This window comes from Halobaculum sp. P14, from assembly GCF_051195155.1.
Lineage (GTDB): Archaea > Halobacteriota > Halobacteria > Halobacteriales > Haloferacaceae > JBNTKA01.
Map to the genome: position 1 here is coordinate 628,473 of NZ_JBNTKB010000001.1, position 13,950 is coordinate 642,422.

Consider the following 13,950-nt stretch of genomic DNA (forward strand, 5'->3'; position numbering starts at 1 on the left):
CGTGGAACGTGTCGGTTCGGACTGAAATAGCTGTCCGGCCACCTCTCAGTCGTGAGAACGCGCGTCTGACGAAGAGGAGTGGACGGAAGAATTCGCGGTCGGGAAGCGGGGGGACGTCGCGGTTCGAGCGGCGGGCCGCCGTTACTCCGAGCCGAACATGGAGCGCATCATCGGATGCATCTCCATCAGCTGCTCTTCGGCGATCTCCTCGTACAGCTTGTACGTGATGGAGACCGTCAGCAGCAGCCCCGTCCCGGAGACGGCGCCGAGCGTCCCGAGCATGTTCGCGAGCACCGCGAGCAGCCCGACGAGCGCGCCGCCGATGACGGTGACCTGCGGGATGTACCGCTCCATCACCTTCTCGATGACCTGCGGGTTCCGGCGGAAGCCCGGAATCTGCATCCCGGAGTTCTGAATCTGCTGGGCGGTCGACTCCGGCCCCATGCCGGTCGTCTCCACCCAGAACACCGCGAAGATGGCGGAGCCGCCGACCGTGACGAGCAGGTCGATGAGCACCCGAATCATGATGTCGAGCGGGTCGCCCGACGGCGCGTACGGACCGGCGAAGAACATCCACTCGCTGGGCGACTGAATCGGGTTCAGGTAGTAGAACAGGCCGCCGGTGACCTGCGTGCCACCCGCCTGCGTCGTCTGGTAGACGCCGAGCCAGTCGGGCATCGTCGCCTCGCCGAGCTGCGAGTACAGGATCTGCCCGAGGAACTGGACGTTCGCCTGCAGCGCCCGGATGAGAATCATCGGCAGGACGGACGCGTAGATGAGCTTCACCGGGAAGCGGCCGCGCGCGCCCTTGACGCGCGCGTGGCTGAGCGGAATCTCGATGCGGACCGACTCCGCGTACACGACGATGCTGAAGATGAGGACCGTCGTGAAGATGGCGAGCAGGTTCCCGGGCGAGAACAGCAGGCCGCTGAGTCCGCCGAGTTCGACGCTGCCGGTGACGATGCCGTACCACGCCGGGAAGAACCCGGTGACGTTCCCGATCGCCTGCGTCGCGAACAGCCCGGCGACGAGCTGCTGGCTGATGCCGGCGACGATGAACAGCCCGATGCCGGAGCCGACGCCCCACTTCGAGATGACCTCGTCCATGAACAGCAGCAGCAGCGCGCCGACGAACATCTGCGCGAAGATGATGACCTTCACGCCGAACACGGCGTTCTGCGAGCCGAACAGCGCCTGTGCGACCTGCGGGTCCGGCTGCAGGAAGTTCCCGGCGAACACCATCGGCAGCCCGGTCAGGAAGATCATCACGACCACCAGCAGCTTCTGGAGCCCCTGGTACAGGATCTGGTCGCGCGGGTCGTCGGTGTCGAGCCCGAGCAGGTTCGCGCCGCCGAGCAGCTGCAGGACGATGGACGCCGTGACGATGGGGCCGATACCGAGCTGCAGGATGGAGCCCTGCGAGCCGGCGAGAATGGAGCGGAACTGACCGTAGAAGTCACCGCTCGCCCCCTCTCCGGTGTACAGCCCGAAGAGCGTGATGTTCGTGAGGAAGAAGTACATGACGAGAACACCCGCCGTCCACGCGAGCTTCCGCTTGAACGGAACGTGCCCTTCCGGTCGGACGACCGTCGGCATCCGCGTGAGGACAGGTTCGGCGGACTCTTTCCAACCCATTTTGCGTCAAGGTGGACGGGCGGCATACGTAGGTGCTTCGATTAGGTTCCGCGCGAGCCGCCTGCGGCGGCGACGCTCGACGGCCGCGGACCGCCGACAGACTGACCGCCGAGGATGGCCCACCAGCCGACCTGCGAAGCCGGCGCTCCCCGGGCGGAAAACGAAAAGCGAAACGTCTCAGTACGGCGCGTCGGCGCCGACTACTCGTCGTCGGACTCGTCGTCCGCGTCGGCGTCGGCCTCCTCGGCTTCCTCGGCGCGGTCGGAGAGTTCGACGGAGCCGCCGGCGTCCTCGATGAGTTCGCGGGCCTCGGCGGTGAACGCGTCGGCGACGACGTGGAGTTCGCCGCGGACCTGTCCGTTGCCGAGGACCTTCACGACGTCCGCCTCGTAGCCGTCCTCGGCGACGTCGCGGGCGTCGATGTGGTAGGCGTCGCCGTCCTGCTCTGCGACCCCTTCGGCCGCGAGCAGCGCGGCGTCCTCGTCGAGTTTCTGCACCGTCACTTCCGCGACGGCGTCCTGTGCGTCCTCCGGGCGCTTGAAGCCGTGTTTGCCGAGCGGGCCGTAGAGGTTCCGCTCGTGCTTCTTCCGGCCCGCTGCGCCCCGGCCGCCCCGGTGACCGGCGCCGCGCCGGTTCTTGTGGGAGCCGCCGCCGTGGGTGCGGGAGCCGCGTTGGCGTCGCTTCTTACTGGTCATTATCGCATCGCCTCCAGCAGCGCGTCGATGTCTTCGTGGCGGCCGAGTTCGCCGCCGTTCTTCTCTGCGTGCTTGATGCCGCGGTGACCGCCGCGCGGGGCGTGCAGCCGCAGCACCGGCGCGAGCCCCTGCTCGCGCAGCGTCGTCTCCTCGTCGACCAGCGCGGCCGCGAGCGACTCGACGTCGTCGTAGTCGGTGTGCTCGGCGACCCACTCGTCGTCGACGTCCGCGTCGCCTTCGAGCGGCTCGCCGCGCGTCTCCAGCAGCAGCGTCACCGTCTCGACGGACGGCTCACCGAACGCGACGTAGTCGTTGACCTTCGCGATCATGCCGCGGTAGGTGTCCTCGTCCGGAACCAGCGTGCAGTGGTTGACGGCGTGAAGATTCAGCATCTTCAGCGTGTCGTGCTGCGTGCCGGCCATGTCGACCTCGCCGCGGAGCTGAACGACCGCCTTCATCACTGCCCACCTCGGGCTTCCTGCTGGACGCGCTGAGCCCGGTCAGGGGTGCGCGCCTGCGACGCGTTCCGCAGCGCGTTGTACGTCGCCTTCGCGAGGTTGACCGTGGTCCGCGTGTTCCCGTTCGAGGACGTCCAGGCGTCCTGGACGCCCGCGAGTTCGAGGATGTTGCGGACGGTTTCGGCGGCGGCGAGCCCGAGGCCCTGCGGGGCGGGACGGATCTCGACTTCGACGGAGCCCGCCTTTCCGTTGGCGGTCCGCGTCAGCGAGTTCAGTCCGCCCGGCGAGTCCTCCCAGCTGCCGGAGCCGCGGTCGACCTTGATCATGTTCAGCTTCGCGACCTCGATGGCCTTCTGGATGGCGCCGCCGACCTGGTCGTCGCGTCCCTCGGCGTAGCCGAGGTAGCCGTCGCGGTTGCCGATGGCGACCACGCAGCGGAACTTGACGCGGCGACCGGAGTCGGTCATGCGCTGAACCATGTTGATGTCCAGCACTTCGTCTTCCAGCCCCGGCAGGAGCTGGTCGACCAGTTCGGGCTCCTTCAGCGGGAGCCCGGAGGCGAGCGCCTGGTCCATCGAGGTGATGTCGCCTTCCTGTACTTTTCGGCCGAGCCGCGTCTGCGGCGTCCAGCCGTCGTTGTTTCGGCTCATTTACTCGAATTCCTCCGTAAGGGTCTCCCGAAGCTCGTCGAAGTGTTCGGGCAGTTCTGTGGCGTCGAAGTCCCCGGAGTAGAGCGGCTCGTCGAGCTGCTCGGCGTACTCGGCGATGTGTTCGCCGCGGTTACGCGGCCAGTCGGCGAGTACGTCCTCGTTGTGGGGGATTTCGAGCCCTGCGTCGATAGCGCCTTCCTGCACGGCGAACGCCCGGTTGCCGGGCGTCGCGGTGTGCAGGCCGATGTCGAGTACCGCTTCGTCGAGGCCGGCGTCGACCGCTCGGAGCCCGGCGAGGTAGCCCGTGAGGTACGCGCTGGGGATGTTGCCCGTGGGGGCGTCCCAGCCGTACTCCGCGAGGTCCTCGCTGGACGCGGCTGCGAGCGTGTTGTCGCCGTCCGGACCGGTCGTGACCAGCTGCGCCCTGACGTGCCTGTTCGAGGTCCGCGCGACCAGGCGCGGTTTCCCGGATTTCAGCAGGCGCAACCTCTGGTGGTAGTCGGTCCGAACCTCTCGGCGGCGCCGCATCGGCACCTTGTATCGTGGTCCGGTTGCCATTATTCGTCGTCCTCCAGTGTTACGTCGTAGTTGTTCACGATGTACGATTCGAGACGGCGCACGTCCTCGAACTCCCCGCCGGACGCCTTGTCGTACAGCTCGCGGTACTGCGAGCGGGACAGGGGGCCGTCGTCGCGGAGCTCCTTGAGTCGTGCGCGCTGGGCGCGGATCCGGCTGATCCACGCGTCCTTCTTGCTCTGCCGGCCGCCGGCCTTCCCTTTGCGGGTGCCGGCGCCCTTGCGGTGGCCGTAGGCGCGTTTCTCGTCGCGCTCTCGGGCGCGGCCGCGGGAGTTCCCTTTCTTGTCCTCCGCGCGGATGTTGCCCTGTTCGATCTGGTCGCGGATGTCCTCGCGGGTGATCGCGTCCGCGAGCTCCGACTGTGCCTCGGGGTTGAGCCAGACGCGGCTCTTCCCGACGTCGAGTTCGTCGGCGGCGAGACGCCGCTGTGCGCTCAGGTCACTCATCGTCCACCTCCACTTCCTCGTAGGTCGGGTTGAGGACGCGGATTTCGCGGTCCGCGCAGACGTCCTCGATGCGTTCGCGTTTGCGAGCGCCGACCTTCGAGGCGATGCGGACCGCCTCGGTGTCGGCGTCGACGCCTTCGAGGTCGTCCGTGTTGTGCACGCGGACCTCCTCGAAGCCACTCGGGTGCAGGCCGCGGGCCGCTTCCGGCGACCGGAAGCCGGCTTCGACTTTCGGGCCCTTCCCTTTCACGCCGCGGCGCTGTTTCGACAGGCCGCCGCGCGGGCGGCGCCACGAGGTCGGCGTCCGCTTCTTCTTGTGGTAGTCCTGCCGGTTGAACTGCGGTTTGCCCTCGCGGTGCTTCTGGGCGAGCGCGCGCGCAGTGTCGTCGTCGAGCGAAGGGGTCTTGTCGGCGTGGCCGCGCGGGCGCAGCTCCGTCTCGACCTCCTCGGCTTCTTCGGCCTCCTCGGCCGCCGGCTCCTCCTCTTCGATTTCGGCTTCGGTCTCCGTTTCGACCTCGAGTCCGCCTACGTCCGCTTTGATGCGGGCCGCGAGTGCGTTCCCGACGCCTTCGACCTCCGCCAGTTCCGACTGGGAGGCGGCCTGTACGTCCTCGACGGTCTCGTAGCCGGCGTCGCGGAGCGCGTCCGCTTTCGAAGCGCCGACCCCCGAGATCTCTTCGAGTTCCTGGATGTCGTCGTCGTCGTCAGCCATCTATCAGGCACCTCCGGTGGGCTTCTGCGTGATGTACACGCCGTCCTGGAAGACGCGCGTGTCCTTGTCCGTCACGCGAGTTAGCTGTTCGATGTTCGCGGCGGTCTGCCCGACGTCCTCCTTCGAGGGGCCGGTCAGCGTGATTTCTTCGCCGTCGATCTGTACGTCCGTGTCGCCGCGGATCGCCGCGCGGCGCGGGGCCTTCTCCCCGAGGAAGTTCGTGATGACGACGTCGTCGCCGTCGACGGAGACGTCCATCGGGAAGTGAGCGTAGAACACTTCGAGCTGGTACTCCCAGCCCTCCGTGGTCCCGTGAACCATGTTGGTCACGTGGCTCGCGAAGGTTCCGACGGTCGCGTTCGTCTTGCGGTCGGCGTCGTCCGGGTACGTCAGCACGACGGCGTCGTCCTCGGCGGCGACGTCGACGTCCGGGTACCACAGTCGGCGCGTCACGGAGCCGTTCGGCCCCTCGACGGTGAGGTCGAGGTGGTCGACGTCCGCCGAGACGTCCTCGGGTAGTTCGATTTCTCTTCGTGCCATGATCAGTAGACGTATGCGATGACCTGGCCACCGATTCCCTGTTCGCGGGCCTCGTAGTGGCTCATGACGCCGTGACTCGTCGTCACGATGAGTGCGCCGTAGTCGCGGGCCGGGAGGTACCGCTTCTCCCAGCGTTCGTAGCCGTCCGCGCCGACGGAGTAGCGCGGCTTCACCGCGCCGCACTCGTTGATAGCGCCTTTCAGTTCGACCTCGAACCGGCCGGCTTTCCCGTCCTCGACGTATTCGAAGCCGTCGACGTAGCCGCTGTCGTACAGCACTTCGAGGATGGAACCGACGATGTTCGAGGCGGGCTGGACCGTGTACTCCAGATGACCGACGCTCTCGGCGTTGTCGATGCCTGCGAGCGCGTCGGAGAGTGGATCGTTACCTGCCATTGTTATCGGTACTTGCGGAAGCCCATGTCGCGGGCGACCTCGCGGAAGCACTGCCGGCAGAGATTGATGTCGTACTTGCCGACGAGCCCCTGCTTGCGCTCGCAGCGACGACACTCGTTCCGCTGGCCGGTGCGCTTCTCGGCGTGTTCGCCCGTCTGTTCGGCGCCGCTCGTTTCGGATTCTGCTTCGCTCATTCGTCGCTCACCTCGACCTCGAACTCGCGTTCGAGGAACGTGACGGCGTCCTCGACTGACATCCGGTGGCTGCTCGGAATCGACCGCGTCACTTCGTTCCGCTGGGAGACGCGGTAGCCGGGGCGCGTCAGCGCCACGGTGACGTCGAGCCCGTAGATACCGATCTGCGGGTCGTACTCCTGGCTCGGGAACTCGGTGTGCTCGTCGACGCCGAAGCTGAAGTTGCCGGTGTCGTCGAACTGCCCGGCGGAGAGGTCGACGAACTCGAGAGCGGTCTCGAGGAACTCGTCGGCGTCGTCGCCGCGCAGCGTCACCTTCGCCCCGATGGGGTCGCCGGGCCGGATGTCGAACTCGCCGATGGCGTTCTTCGCCGTCGTGCGGACCGACTCCTGACCGGTGATCTCTTCGAGGATTTCCTCGCCGTTGGCGAGTTCGCGGCCACCCTGGCCGACGCCCATGTGGACGACGACCTTCTCGATGCGCGGTTCGCGCATCTCGTGGAGGTCTGCGGCCTCGCTCATTCGTCGTCACCTCCGTCGACGAAGTTCTCGTCGATGACGACGACGTACGCTTCGACCGTCTCGAAGCCGCCGTCGTCCTGGCTGACCGTGACGCCGTTCGCCCCGGAGCCCTGCGTCACCGCGATCTCCTCGACGGTGCCGATCTGGCCGGCGTGTTCGCCGTCGATGGCGGTGACGAGCGCGCCTTCCTCGTACGGGAAGTGCGCGACGACCTCCTTCGTCTCGTTGTCGACGACGAGCGAGTCCTTGCCGTCGTAGTCGGACTCGTCGGCCAGCAGCGTGGTGCCGTCGTGCAGCGTGTACTGGAACTGCCCGCCGGCGACCTGCCGCTTTTCGACGACCTTCCCGAGTCGGGACGCCGCTGCGTCCTCGTCGATGGGGGTCAGCGAGAGCCGACCGCCTTCGCTCGGGAAGACGCGGTAGTACTCTTCGCGCTCCGTGAACGCCAGGATGTCGAACATCCCGACCGGGCGGGCCTCGTCGGACACCGCCTTGCCGTTCACGAGCACGGAGCCGTGGTCGAGCGCGTAGCGCGCCTCCTTCCGGGTGTCGACGTACCCCAGCACGTCCCGAAGGACGATGAGCAGGGGGACGCCGGACTCGCCGTGCGGGCCCGCGCCCGCCGCCACGGTGAACGTCTCCTCTTTCCGTTCGACCGGCCACGAGTTCGGGGCCGACAGTCGCTTCTGGTGGTTACTCATGTTATGCAGCCTCCTCGTCGGACTCGAGACGCTCCTCGCGGCGGTCGTCCTCGATGTCGAGCTCCGTGACGCGGACGTTCGACGTGTCGAGCGGCCGCGGCGTCTCCTCGCCGTCGGCCTTCTCGACCGTGACGTCCTCGACGTGAATCACGGCGTCGCGGAGGTCGACTTCGAGCACTTCGCCTTCCACGCCGGCGAAGTCGCCGCGCATGACCTCGACGGTGTCGCCCGCGTTGACGCGGACGTTCCGCTGGCCGTACTCCTCACGGAGCTCCTCCGTGAGGGTTGCGCGGACGAGCTTCTGCCGCTCGTGGAGCGGCGCGTCTCGCGTCCGGTTTCGCTGTTTGTGCGGTTGCTTGCTCATACGATCTGCGTCGCGGTGGATGCGATGCTCCCGAAGCGTTCGGCGACTTCGCGCGCGATGGGACCCTTGATTTCGGTCCCGCGCGGCTCGCCGACGTCGTCGATGACGACGGCGGCGTTGTCCGCGAACTTGACGCGCGTGCCGCTGGGGCGACGGATGGGTTTGCGCTGCCGGACGACGACGGCCTCGAGGACCTGTCGACGCATCTCCGGCGTCCCTTTCGTGACCGAGACGGTCACTTTGTCGCCCACGCCTGCTTTGGGGTGACGGTTCTTCGTGCCCGAGTAGCCCGAAACCGAGATGACTTTGAGTTCACGCGCGCCGGTGTTGTCGGCGCACGTGATCAGCGAGCCTTTCTCGAGGCCCTGCGTGACGTCGGCTTTCAGCGCCTCCATCAGGCATCACCTTCGGTTTCGAGCGTCTCGACGACCACGTGTGACTTGGTCTTCGAGAGCGGTCGGGTCTCCGCGATCCGCACTTCGTCGCCTTCCTCGACGTCGAGGCAGGGCGAGCAGTGGGCGGAGACGCGGCTCCGTCGCTTCATGTAGCGGTCGTACTTCGGTACGAAGACGTCGTACTCCCGCTCGACGACGACGGTCTTGTCCATTCGTGTGGAGGCGACGGTTCCTTCGAGCGTCTGGCCGCGCACGGACAGCGATCCGTGGAACGGGCAGTTCTCGTCGGAGCAGGTCTCCTCCGGTGTAGTTACGTTCAGTCCGATTGCCATATCGAATCACCCGCACGTTCTGTGCGTAAGGCGGGTCGTGAGAGCAGTCTGGCCCCATCCACCGTAACGTAGACCACACCCTCGCAACCGCCCGACTGACCGGCTGTGACCCCGGCAGTATCGTCCTGTCCTCGCTCGGCGGCCAGTGTGCCGTGCGCGGACGACGGAAGTTCGGATGTGGACCCCGAGGGCTTGCGCGCCTCGGCGGCTTCATTTGTGGGCCCGTGCGGCGCTGCGCCAGCAGCGACGCCGGTGACGGAATCCTCGGTAGAGGGGAGCGCGAACTCGAACGTCGCGCCCCGCTTCGGCACCTGCTTGTCCCCCGCGTCGCCGTCGGGCGACGAGTCGCGGACCGTGAGTGTCCGCTGGCTCTCGGACACGACGCGGCCGGCGATGCCGACGGAGGCGTCGCTGGCGGCGGCGGCCACCCGTACCGGGAGGCCGCAGAGTTCGTGTCGCGTGAGCGTTTCGGGGGTCAGTGCCATCGTCGTGCTACTCCTCGTCGAGGTCGCCTTCTTCGCGCTGCACCGTCTTGATGCGCGCGATCGTCTTCTTCAGTTCGCCGACGCGACCGGGGTTGTCCGGCGCGCCGCCCGCGGCCTGCACGGCCTTCGCGTTGAGCAGCTCGGTTTCGAGCTCCTCGAGTTCGGCCTGGCGTTCGGCGGGCGTCATGTCGCGGATTTCTTGGACGTGAAGGATCGCCATGGGTTACTCCTCCGTCTCCTCTTCGGCGGTTTCTTCTTCCGTCTCCGACTCCTCGGCGGACTCGGACTCCTCCTCCATCTCCGAGACGAGTTCGGCGGCTTCCTCCTCGACGGCCTCGTCGAGTTCCTCCTCCTCGGCGACCTCGACGGCCTCCTCGGAGGCGGTGCCGACGTCCTCCTCTTCGGGGGAGCCTTCGGCGGTTTCGCGCGAGGAGTCCGTGTGCTGGGCCTCCTCGACGACCTCCTCGACGATCTCCTCGTCGATGGCTTCCTCCGGCGACTCCTCCGGGACCTCGGGCTCCTCGTGCTGAGGCGCCTCGGGGACCTCCCCCTCTTCGACGTCAGCGAGCAGCTCTTCGACGCCCTCCTCTTCGGCCGACTGCTCGACCTCGGGGGCCTCGACGTCCTCCTCGATTTCGAAGTCGTCGGGGAGCGTCGCACCCGGCGGGATGATCTTCACCGTCACGCCGATGGTGCCGAGCTTCATGACGGCGACGCCCTGGCCTTCGTCGACGACGTCTTCGGCGGGTTCGCCGTTGTGCTTGATGTAGCCGCGGTTGAACTTCTCGACGCGCGAGCGCGCGCCGGTGACCTTTCCGCTCAGGACGATTTCGGCGCCGAGCGCGCCGGCGTCCATGATGCGGTCGATGGTCGTGTGGCCGGCCTTCCGGAAGTACCAGCCGCGTTCGAGCGCGTTCGCGAGACGGTCCGCGACGATCTTGGCGTTCAGGTCGGGTTCGTCGACCTCCTGAACGTCGATCTGCGGGTCGTCCATGTCGAACCGCTCTTCGAGTTCGGTGGTGACCTTGCGGATGTTCTTCCCGCCCTTGCCGATGACCATCCCGGGCTTTTCGGCCTTCAGGACGATCTGGGTCCCCATCGGCGTCTTGGCGACGTCCATGCCGCCGTAGCCGGCGCGGCCGAGTTCCTCTTCGAAGAACTCGTTGATCTGGCTCCGCTGGAGCCCGTCTTCGATGAACTGGTGTTCGTCCGCCATGTTAGTCGGCCTCCTCGATGATCATTTCGACGTCTACCTGCGGGGTGTTCCACGGGGACGCGCGACCCATCGCGCGGGGCTTGCGTCCCTGCTGTTCGCCCACCTTGTGGGCGGCGACGTGCATGACGACCATGTCGTCGACGTCGAACCCCTGTCGGTCGGCGTTGTTCTTCACGTTCTCGAGCAGCTTCAGGAAGTCCTTCGTGGCCTTCTCGGGGTACCGGCCGGCGTCCCAGCCGTCGATGTCCGAGCGGTGGCCGACGCCGGTGTTGTGCTGCTTGAACGGAACCGAACGCTCCTCGTTGAGTACCGCGTTGAGGTACTCCTCGGCGTCGGCGACCGTCTCGCCCTTGATGGCGCGGGCGATGGCCTTGCTGTGCTTCGGGCTGATCTGCCGCTCCCGGAGCATCCCTTTGGCGGTCGTCTCCGGGTCGGCGTCGACGCTGTAACTGATTCCCATGTGTTACTTGAGTGGCACGAACTTCGAGGACCGGGTCGCGCCGATGCCGGCCTGTCCGTGTTCGACGGACGTCCGCGTGAGGTTGAACTCGCCGAGGTAGTGCCCGATCATTTCGGGCTCGACCTTGACGCGCTCGAACTCCTGTCCGTCGTACACTTCGAAGGTGAGTCCGACGAACTCCGGCAGCACCGGCATGTCGCGCAGGTGCGTTCGGACCGGGTCGTTCGCGGACTCCTCCTCGGTCGTGTCGCGGGCCGACGCGAGCAGCTTCTCCTGCTCGACGCTCAGTCCTCGATTGATGGTTCGCCGCGCGCGGGCGGGGAGCAGTTCCGAGACTTCGTCGAGATCCATCTCCTGAAGCTCGTCCAACGTGTGACCGCGGTAGGTGAACTCACCTTCGCGGCCGGTTCGGTACTCTGAACTCATGGTTTACTTGTTCCCTCCGCGTCCGGTGCGTTTGGACGCGATGTCGCCCACCTTCCGTCCCGGCGGGGCGTCCCGCGAGACGGACTTGGGCTGACCGGGGTGCTGGCGGCCGCCGCCACCGAACGGGTGGTCGACGGCGTTCATCGCGACCCCGCGGACGCGCGGGTATTTGGTGCCGCGCGACTTCATCTTGTGGTGTTTGTTGCCGGCTTTGACGAACGGCTTCTCCGTCCGGCCGCCGCCCGCCACGACGCCGATGGTGGCGCGTGCGTCCGGGCTGAGCCGCTTCACTTCGCCGCTCGGCAGCTGGACGACCGCGACGTCGCGGTCGTGGGTGAGCAGCGTCGCGTTGACGCCCGACGCGCGGGCGAACTTGCCGCCGTCGCCGGGGTTCGCTTCGACGTTGCACACCGGAACTCCCTCCGGGATTTCCGCCAGCGGGAGCGTGTTACCGGGCTTGATCTCCGCGGAGACGCCGACGGACAGCGTCTCGCCGACCGCCACGCCTTCCGGCGCGAGGATGAGTCGGCGGTCGCCGTCCTCGAACTCGACCTCCGCGAGCGGCGCCGAGCGCGCCGGGTCGTGCTCGATGTCGACGACTTCGCCGGAGATGGTGTCGTCGTCGCCCTCCAGCGTCTTGTGCTGCTTGTCGGATTTGTAGCGGTGCGACGGGGCTCGGAACGTCGAGCCGCCGCGGCCGCGTCGTTGTCCCTGAATTCTGCGTCCCATCTCAGAACACCCCGATGCGCGAGGCCACTTCCTGCGCGTCGTGCTCTTCGGAGAGCGTGACGGTGGCCTTCTTCGTTCCTTTCGGCGTGACCTGCGTGCGGACGGCCTCGACGTCGACCTCGAACTGCGATTCGACGGCGTCGACGATTTCGGGCTTGTCCGCGTCGAGCGAGACGATGAACTGGAGCTTGTTCGCGAAGTCCATCTCGTCCATCGCCTTCTCCGTGACGAGCGGGTGGTCGATGATGGAGCTCATCGGTCGGCCACCTCCGCGAGGGCGCTCTCGGTGAACACGGTGAGTCGGCCGGGCTGCGTCCCGGGCGCGAGGTCCTCCGCGTTCACTTCGGCGCCGGTCGTCACGTCGACGCCCGCGAGGTTGCGGGCCGCCGTCGACGGCTCTTCACTGGTCACGAACAGGATCGACTTCGGCTCCTGGTGTTTCCGTCCGCGGGTCGTCCCGCGGCCGGCGCGGACCGAGCGCCCCTCGTCGGCGCGCTCGATGTCGGCGTCCAGGCCGGCCGCTTCGAGGAACGAAACGACGTCCTGGGTCTTCACGAGGTCCTCGAAGTCGTCGGAGACGACCAGCGGCAGGTCGACGTCGTCGTCGAACTGGTGGCCGCGTTCGCGGACGAGCTCGGCGTCCGCGGTCGCCGCGATGGCGGACCGCGTCGCGAGCTTCCGCTCCTTGTCGTTGACCTTCTTGCTCTGGTCCTTCTCGGCTTTCGGCGGGTGGGCCTTCCGGCCCTTGACGGTCTGCGGGACGCGGCGGCCCTGCCCGTTCTGACGCGGGACGTGAGCCATGCCGCGGCCGGAGCCGAACGACTCCGCGGGCGTGCGGAGCCCGGCGTACTCGTCGGCGCCGTAAGCCTGCTTCCGGTTTGCCTGCGCGGCGGTGACTGCCCGCTGGATGAGGTCCGGGCGGAACTGGGTGTCGAAGACCTCCGGGAGGTCCACGTCACCGGCGTCGTCGCCGTTCAGGTCAAGTACTGTTGCGTTCATTATCCTTGGTTCGATTCAGTGGAGACGTAGCGCACCTCGGGGTCGAGGCGCGGCTGGTCGTTCGGCCGGATGGCCGGTCGGAACCGCAGGAGGCGCTGGGAGGGGCCCGGCAGCGAGCCCTTGATGAGCGCGTACTTCCCGGTCACCTCGCCGTAGCCCTTGAAGCCGCCATCGACGGAGGCGTCGTCGCCGTCGCCGAAGTCGATGAGCCGCTTGTTGAGCTCGGTCCGCTGGTGGTAGCCGGTCTGCCCCTGCTGGGGGACGGTCGAGCGCACACGCGAGGGGTTCCACGGGCCGAGGTTACCGATGCGGCGCCGCCACCCCTGCCGGGCGTGTTTGCCTTTCCGCTTCTGGACGCCCCAGCGCTTGACGGGGCCCTGGGTGCCCTTGCCTTTCGTGACGCCGGAGGTGTCGAGGTACTCGCCGGCGCGGAACACGTCACCGAAGTCGTGCTCGCCGCCGTCCTCGACGAGGTCGAGGGCGTAGTCGAGCCGCTCCGACAGCGTGTCGCCGCCGACGCGCGTCTCCATGACGTCGGGCTTCTTCTTCGGGACGTTCTGGAGCTCCGACGGCACCGTGTGGGTGATGACGCGCAGGTCGTCCACTGCGCCGTCGTCCACGAGGGTGCGGAGTTCGTCGGCGTCCTCTTCGAACGTGGTCTCCGCCGGCAGGTCGAGGGTGCGGTCGAGTTCGTCGTGGAACTCGGTGGTCCACACCTCGGTGACCGGCTTCTGTCCGTACGGCGTGTCTTCGTACGCTCGCAGGGCGACTGCCCGCATCGTCGGGACCTCCACCACCGTCACGGGAACTGACTCCTCCATCCCCTCTCGCGGGGAGTCGGATTCGTCGTTCACCATGACGACGTGGGTCATCCCGGCCTTGTAGCCCGCGAAGCCCTGGACGGCGGCGGCGCCGTCGTCGTCGGGCCACGAGCGGATACGGGGGACTTCACTGCTCGCGCGCGTACGCGGGCCGAAGCCCAGCGAGCCCTTGCGTGGTCTGCTTGGTTGTGGCATGGTTG

At 67.4% G+C, this 13,950-nt stretch carries 24 protein-coding genes; all 24 read right to left on the minus strand.

The genetic code is table 11. The features are described 5' to 3' along the window. Positions 1 to 141: 141 nt before the first annotated feature. Positions 142 to 1,635 carry a preprotein translocase subunit SecY gene (secY, locus tag ACQUS7_RS03175; RefSeq protein WP_435127764.1) on the minus strand — a complete coding sequence of 498 codons (1,494 nt, stop codon included), beginning with the start codon at positions 1,633 to 1,635 and terminating at the stop codon, positions 142 to 144. A 200-nt stretch (positions 1,636 to 1,835) separates the two neighbouring features. Next, on the minus strand, positions 1,836 to 2,330 hold the full coding sequence (locus ACQUS7_RS03180; RefSeq protein ID WP_435144545.1) for an uL15m family ribosomal protein: 495 nt from the start codon (positions 2,328 to 2,330) through the stop codon (positions 1,836 to 1,838). Continuing rightward, on the minus strand, positions 2,330 to 2,788 hold the full coding sequence (gene rpmD / locus ACQUS7_RS03185) for a 50S ribosomal protein L30 (RefSeq protein WP_435127760.1): 459 nt from the start codon (positions 2,786 to 2,788) through the stop codon (positions 2,330 to 2,332). Before rpmD ends, ACQUS7_RS03180 begins: the two co-directional genes overlap by 1 nt. Further along, the gene (locus ACQUS7_RS03190) at positions 2,788 to 3,438 is read right to left on the minus strand and encodes a 30S ribosomal protein S5 (RefSeq protein WP_435127758.1); all 651 of its coding nucleotides are present in this window, start codon (positions 3,436 to 3,438) and stop codon (positions 2,788 to 2,790) included. The genes rpmD and ACQUS7_RS03190 overlap by 1 nt, the downstream gene beginning before the upstream one ends. Then, the gene (locus ACQUS7_RS03195; protein ID WP_435127756.1) at positions 3,439 to 3,996 is read right to left on the minus strand and encodes a 50S ribosomal protein L18; all 558 of its coding nucleotides are present in this window, start codon (positions 3,994 to 3,996) and stop codon (positions 3,439 to 3,441) included. It abuts the gene before it with no gap. After that, positions 3,996 to 4,460 carry a 50S ribosomal protein L19e gene (locus tag ACQUS7_RS03200; protein WP_435127754.1) on the minus strand — a complete coding sequence of 155 codons (465 nt, stop codon included), beginning with the start codon at positions 4,458 to 4,460 and terminating at the stop codon, positions 3,996 to 3,998. The genes ACQUS7_RS03195 and ACQUS7_RS03200 overlap by 1 nt, the downstream gene beginning before the upstream one ends. Continuing rightward, entirely contained in the window at positions 4,453 to 5,172 is a 720-nt protein-coding gene (locus tag ACQUS7_RS03205) for a 50S ribosomal protein L32e (protein ID WP_435144550.1), read from the minus strand. The genes ACQUS7_RS03200 and ACQUS7_RS03205 overlap by 8 nt, the downstream gene beginning before the upstream one ends. A 3-nt stretch (positions 5,173 to 5,175) precedes the next feature. After that, positions 5,176 to 5,712 carry a 50S ribosomal protein L6 gene (locus ACQUS7_RS03210; RefSeq protein ID WP_435127750.1) on the minus strand — a complete coding sequence of 179 codons (537 nt, stop codon included), beginning with the start codon at positions 5,710 to 5,712 and terminating at the stop codon, positions 5,176 to 5,178. Between the two features lie 2 nt (positions 5,713 to 5,714). Next, the gene (locus tag ACQUS7_RS03215; protein ID WP_435127748.1) at positions 5,715 to 6,107 is read right to left on the minus strand and encodes a 30S ribosomal protein S8; all 393 of its coding nucleotides are present in this window, start codon (positions 6,105 to 6,107) and stop codon (positions 5,715 to 5,717) included. 2 nt (positions 6,108 to 6,109) lie between these two features. Next, positions 6,110 to 6,301 (minus strand): 30S ribosomal protein S14, encoded by a 192-nt coding sequence (locus ACQUS7_RS03220; RefSeq protein WP_435127746.1) that lies wholly within the window; start codon positions 6,299 to 6,301, stop codon positions 6,110 to 6,112. Beyond that, positions 6,298 to 6,822: a 50S ribosomal protein L5 gene (locus ACQUS7_RS03225; protein ID WP_435127744.1), complete on the minus strand. Its 525-nt coding sequence runs from the start codon at positions 6,820 to 6,822 to the stop codon at positions 6,298 to 6,300. Before ACQUS7_RS03225 ends, ACQUS7_RS03220 begins: the two co-directional genes overlap by 4 nt. After that, the gene (locus tag ACQUS7_RS03230; protein WP_435127742.1) at positions 6,819 to 7,523 is read right to left on the minus strand and encodes a 30S ribosomal protein S4e; all 705 of its coding nucleotides are present in this window, start codon (positions 7,521 to 7,523) and stop codon (positions 6,819 to 6,821) included. The genes ACQUS7_RS03225 and ACQUS7_RS03230 overlap by 4 nt, the downstream gene beginning before the upstream one ends. A 1-nt stretch (position 7,524) precedes the next feature. Continuing rightward, positions 7,525 to 7,887, minus strand: coding sequence for a 50S ribosomal protein L24 (gene rplX, locus ACQUS7_RS03235; protein WP_435144555.1), 363 nt, complete (start codon positions 7,885 to 7,887; stop codon positions 7,525 to 7,527). Beyond that, positions 7,884 to 8,282 (minus strand): 50S ribosomal protein L14, encoded by a 399-nt coding sequence (locus ACQUS7_RS03240; protein WP_023393877.1) that lies wholly within the window; start codon positions 8,280 to 8,282, stop codon positions 7,884 to 7,886. The genes rplX and ACQUS7_RS03240 overlap by 4 nt, the downstream gene beginning before the upstream one ends. Continuing rightward, entirely contained in the window at positions 8,282 to 8,614 is a 333-nt protein-coding gene (locus tag ACQUS7_RS03245) for a 30S ribosomal protein S17 (protein ID WP_435127738.1), read from the minus strand. The genes ACQUS7_RS03240 and ACQUS7_RS03245 overlap by 1 nt, the downstream gene beginning before the upstream one ends. After that, a complete protein-coding gene (locus ACQUS7_RS03250; protein WP_435144559.1) occupies positions 8,599 to 9,099 on the minus strand; it encodes a ribonuclease P protein component 1 in 501 nt (166 codons plus the stop codon). The genes ACQUS7_RS03245 and ACQUS7_RS03250 overlap by 16 nt, the downstream gene beginning before the upstream one ends. 7 nt (positions 9,100 to 9,106) lie before the next feature. Continuing rightward, a complete protein-coding gene (gene rpmC, locus ACQUS7_RS03255) occupies positions 9,107 to 9,319 on the minus strand; it encodes a 50S ribosomal protein L29 (protein WP_435127734.1) in 213 nt (70 codons plus the stop codon). A 3-nt stretch (positions 9,320 to 9,322) separates the two neighbouring features. Further along, a complete protein-coding gene (locus ACQUS7_RS03260) occupies positions 9,323 to 10,315 on the minus strand; it encodes a 30S ribosomal protein S3 (RefSeq protein WP_435144562.1) in 993 nt (330 codons plus the stop codon). A 1-nt stretch (position 10,316) separates the two neighbouring features. Beyond that, the gene (locus ACQUS7_RS03265) at positions 10,317 to 10,775 is read right to left on the minus strand and encodes a 50S ribosomal protein L22 (protein ID WP_435127730.1); all 459 of its coding nucleotides are present in this window, start codon (positions 10,773 to 10,775) and stop codon (positions 10,317 to 10,319) included. A 3-nt stretch (positions 10,776 to 10,778) separates the two neighbouring features. Continuing rightward, complete coding sequence (locus ACQUS7_RS03270) at positions 10,779 to 11,201, minus strand: 30S ribosomal protein S19 (protein ID WP_435127728.1); 423 nt, start codon at positions 11,199 to 11,201, stop codon at positions 10,779 to 10,781. A gap of 3 nt (positions 11,202 to 11,204) precedes the next feature. Beyond that, positions 11,205 to 11,930 (minus strand): 50S ribosomal protein L2, encoded by a 726-nt coding sequence (locus ACQUS7_RS03275; RefSeq protein WP_435127726.1) that lies wholly within the window; start codon positions 11,928 to 11,930, stop codon positions 11,205 to 11,207. 1 nt (position 11,931) lies between these two features. Beyond that, positions 11,932 to 12,186, minus strand: a complete 255-nt coding sequence (locus ACQUS7_RS03280; RefSeq protein ID WP_435127724.1) for a 50S ribosomal protein L23 — start codon at positions 12,184 to 12,186, stop codon at positions 11,932 to 11,934. Next, positions 12,183 to 12,929 carry a 50S ribosomal protein L4 gene (gene rpl4p, locus ACQUS7_RS03285; RefSeq protein WP_435127722.1) on the minus strand — a complete coding sequence of 249 codons (747 nt, stop codon included), beginning with the start codon at positions 12,927 to 12,929 and terminating at the stop codon, positions 12,183 to 12,185. The genes ACQUS7_RS03280 and rpl4p overlap by 4 nt, the downstream gene beginning before the upstream one ends. Further along, positions 12,929 to 13,945 (minus strand): 50S ribosomal protein L3, encoded by a 1,017-nt coding sequence (locus tag ACQUS7_RS03290; RefSeq protein ID WP_435127720.1) that lies wholly within the window; start codon positions 13,943 to 13,945, stop codon positions 12,929 to 12,931. Before ACQUS7_RS03290 ends, rpl4p begins: the two co-directional genes overlap by 1 nt. Positions 13,946 to 13,950 lie beyond the last annotated feature (5 nt).

Bases quoted from the DNA above. Each gene is read 5' to 3' on its own strand.
- secY (WP_435127764.1), bottom strand. From the start codon at position 1,635: ATGGGTTGGAAAGAGTCCGCCGAACCTGTCCTCACGCGGATGCCGACG.
- ACQUS7_RS03180 (WP_435144545.1), bottom strand. From the start codon at position 2,330: ATGACCAGTAAGAAGCGACGCCAACGCGGCTCCCGCACCCACGGCGGC.
- rpmD (WP_435127760.1), bottom strand. From the start codon at position 2,788: ATGAAGGCGGTCGTTCAGCTCCGCGGCGAGGTCGACATGGCCGGCACG.
- ACQUS7_RS03190 (WP_435127758.1), bottom strand. From the start codon at position 3,438: ATGAGCCGAAACAACGACGGCTGGACGCCGCAGACGCGGCTCGGCCGA.
- ACQUS7_RS03195 (WP_435127756.1), bottom strand. From the start codon at position 3,996: ATGGCAACCGGACCACGATACAAGGTGCCGATGCGGCGCCGCCGAGAG.
- ACQUS7_RS03200 (WP_435127754.1), bottom strand. From the start codon at position 4,460: ATGAGTGACCTGAGCGCACAGCGGCGTCTCGCCGCCGACGAACTCGAC.
- ACQUS7_RS03205 (WP_435144550.1), bottom strand. From the start codon at position 5,172: ATGGCTGACGACGACGACGACATCCAGGAACTCGAAGAGATCTCGGGG.
- ACQUS7_RS03210 (WP_435127750.1), bottom strand. From the start codon at position 5,712: ATGGCACGAAGAGAAATCGAACTACCCGAGGACGTCTCGGCGGACGTC.
- ACQUS7_RS03215 (WP_435127748.1), bottom strand. From the start codon at position 6,107: ATGGCAGGTAACGATCCACTCTCCGACGCGCTCGCAGGCATCGACAAC.
- ACQUS7_RS03220 (WP_435127746.1), bottom strand. From the start codon at position 6,301: ATGAGCGAAGCAGAATCCGAAACGAGCGGCGCCGAACAGACGGGCGAA.
- ACQUS7_RS03225 (WP_435127744.1), bottom strand. From the start codon at position 6,822: ATGAGCGAGGCCGCAGACCTCCACGAGATGCGCGAACCGCGCATCGAG.
- ACQUS7_RS03230 (WP_435127742.1), bottom strand. From the start codon at position 7,523: ATGAGTAACCACCAGAAGCGACTGTCGGCCCCGAACTCGTGGCCGGTC.
- rplX (WP_435144555.1), bottom strand. From the start codon at position 7,887: ATGAGCAAGCAACCGCACAAACAGCGAAACCGGACGCGAGACGCGCCG.
- ACQUS7_RS03240 (WP_023393877.1), bottom strand. From the start codon at position 8,282: ATGGAGGCGCTGAAAGCCGACGTCACGCAGGGCCTCGAGAAAGGCTCG.
- ACQUS7_RS03245 (WP_435127738.1), bottom strand. From the start codon at position 8,614: ATGGCAATCGGACTGAACGTAACTACACCGGAGGAGACCTGCTCCGAC.
- ACQUS7_RS03250 (WP_435144559.1), bottom strand. From the start codon at position 9,099: ATGGCACTGACCCCCGAAACGCTCACGCGACACGAACTCTGCGGCCTC.
- rpmC (WP_435127734.1), bottom strand. From the start codon at position 9,319: ATGGCGATCCTTCACGTCCAAGAAATCCGCGACATGACGCCCGCCGAA.
- ACQUS7_RS03260 (WP_435144562.1), bottom strand. From the start codon at position 10,315: ATGGCGGACGAACACCAGTTCATCGAAGACGGGCTCCAGCGGAGCCAG.
- ACQUS7_RS03265 (WP_435127730.1), bottom strand. From the start codon at position 10,775: ATGGGAATCAGTTACAGCGTCGACGCCGACCCGGAGACGACCGCCAAA.
- ACQUS7_RS03270 (WP_435127728.1), bottom strand. From the start codon at position 11,201: ATGAGTTCAGAGTACCGAACCGGCCGCGAAGGTGAGTTCACCTACCGC.
- ACQUS7_RS03275 (WP_435127726.1), bottom strand. From the start codon at position 11,930: ATGGGACGCAGAATTCAGGGACAACGACGCGGCCGCGGCGGCTCGACG.
- ACQUS7_RS03280 (WP_435127724.1), bottom strand. From the start codon at position 12,186: ATGAGCTCCATCATCGACCACCCGCTCGTCACGGAGAAGGCGATGGAC.
- rpl4p (WP_435127722.1), bottom strand. From the start codon at position 12,929: ATGAACGCAACAGTACTTGACCTGAACGGCGACGACGCCGGTGACGTG.
- ACQUS7_RS03290 (WP_435127720.1), bottom strand. From the start codon at position 13,945: ATGCCACAACCAAGCAGACCACGCAAGGGCTCGCTGGGCTTCGGCCCG.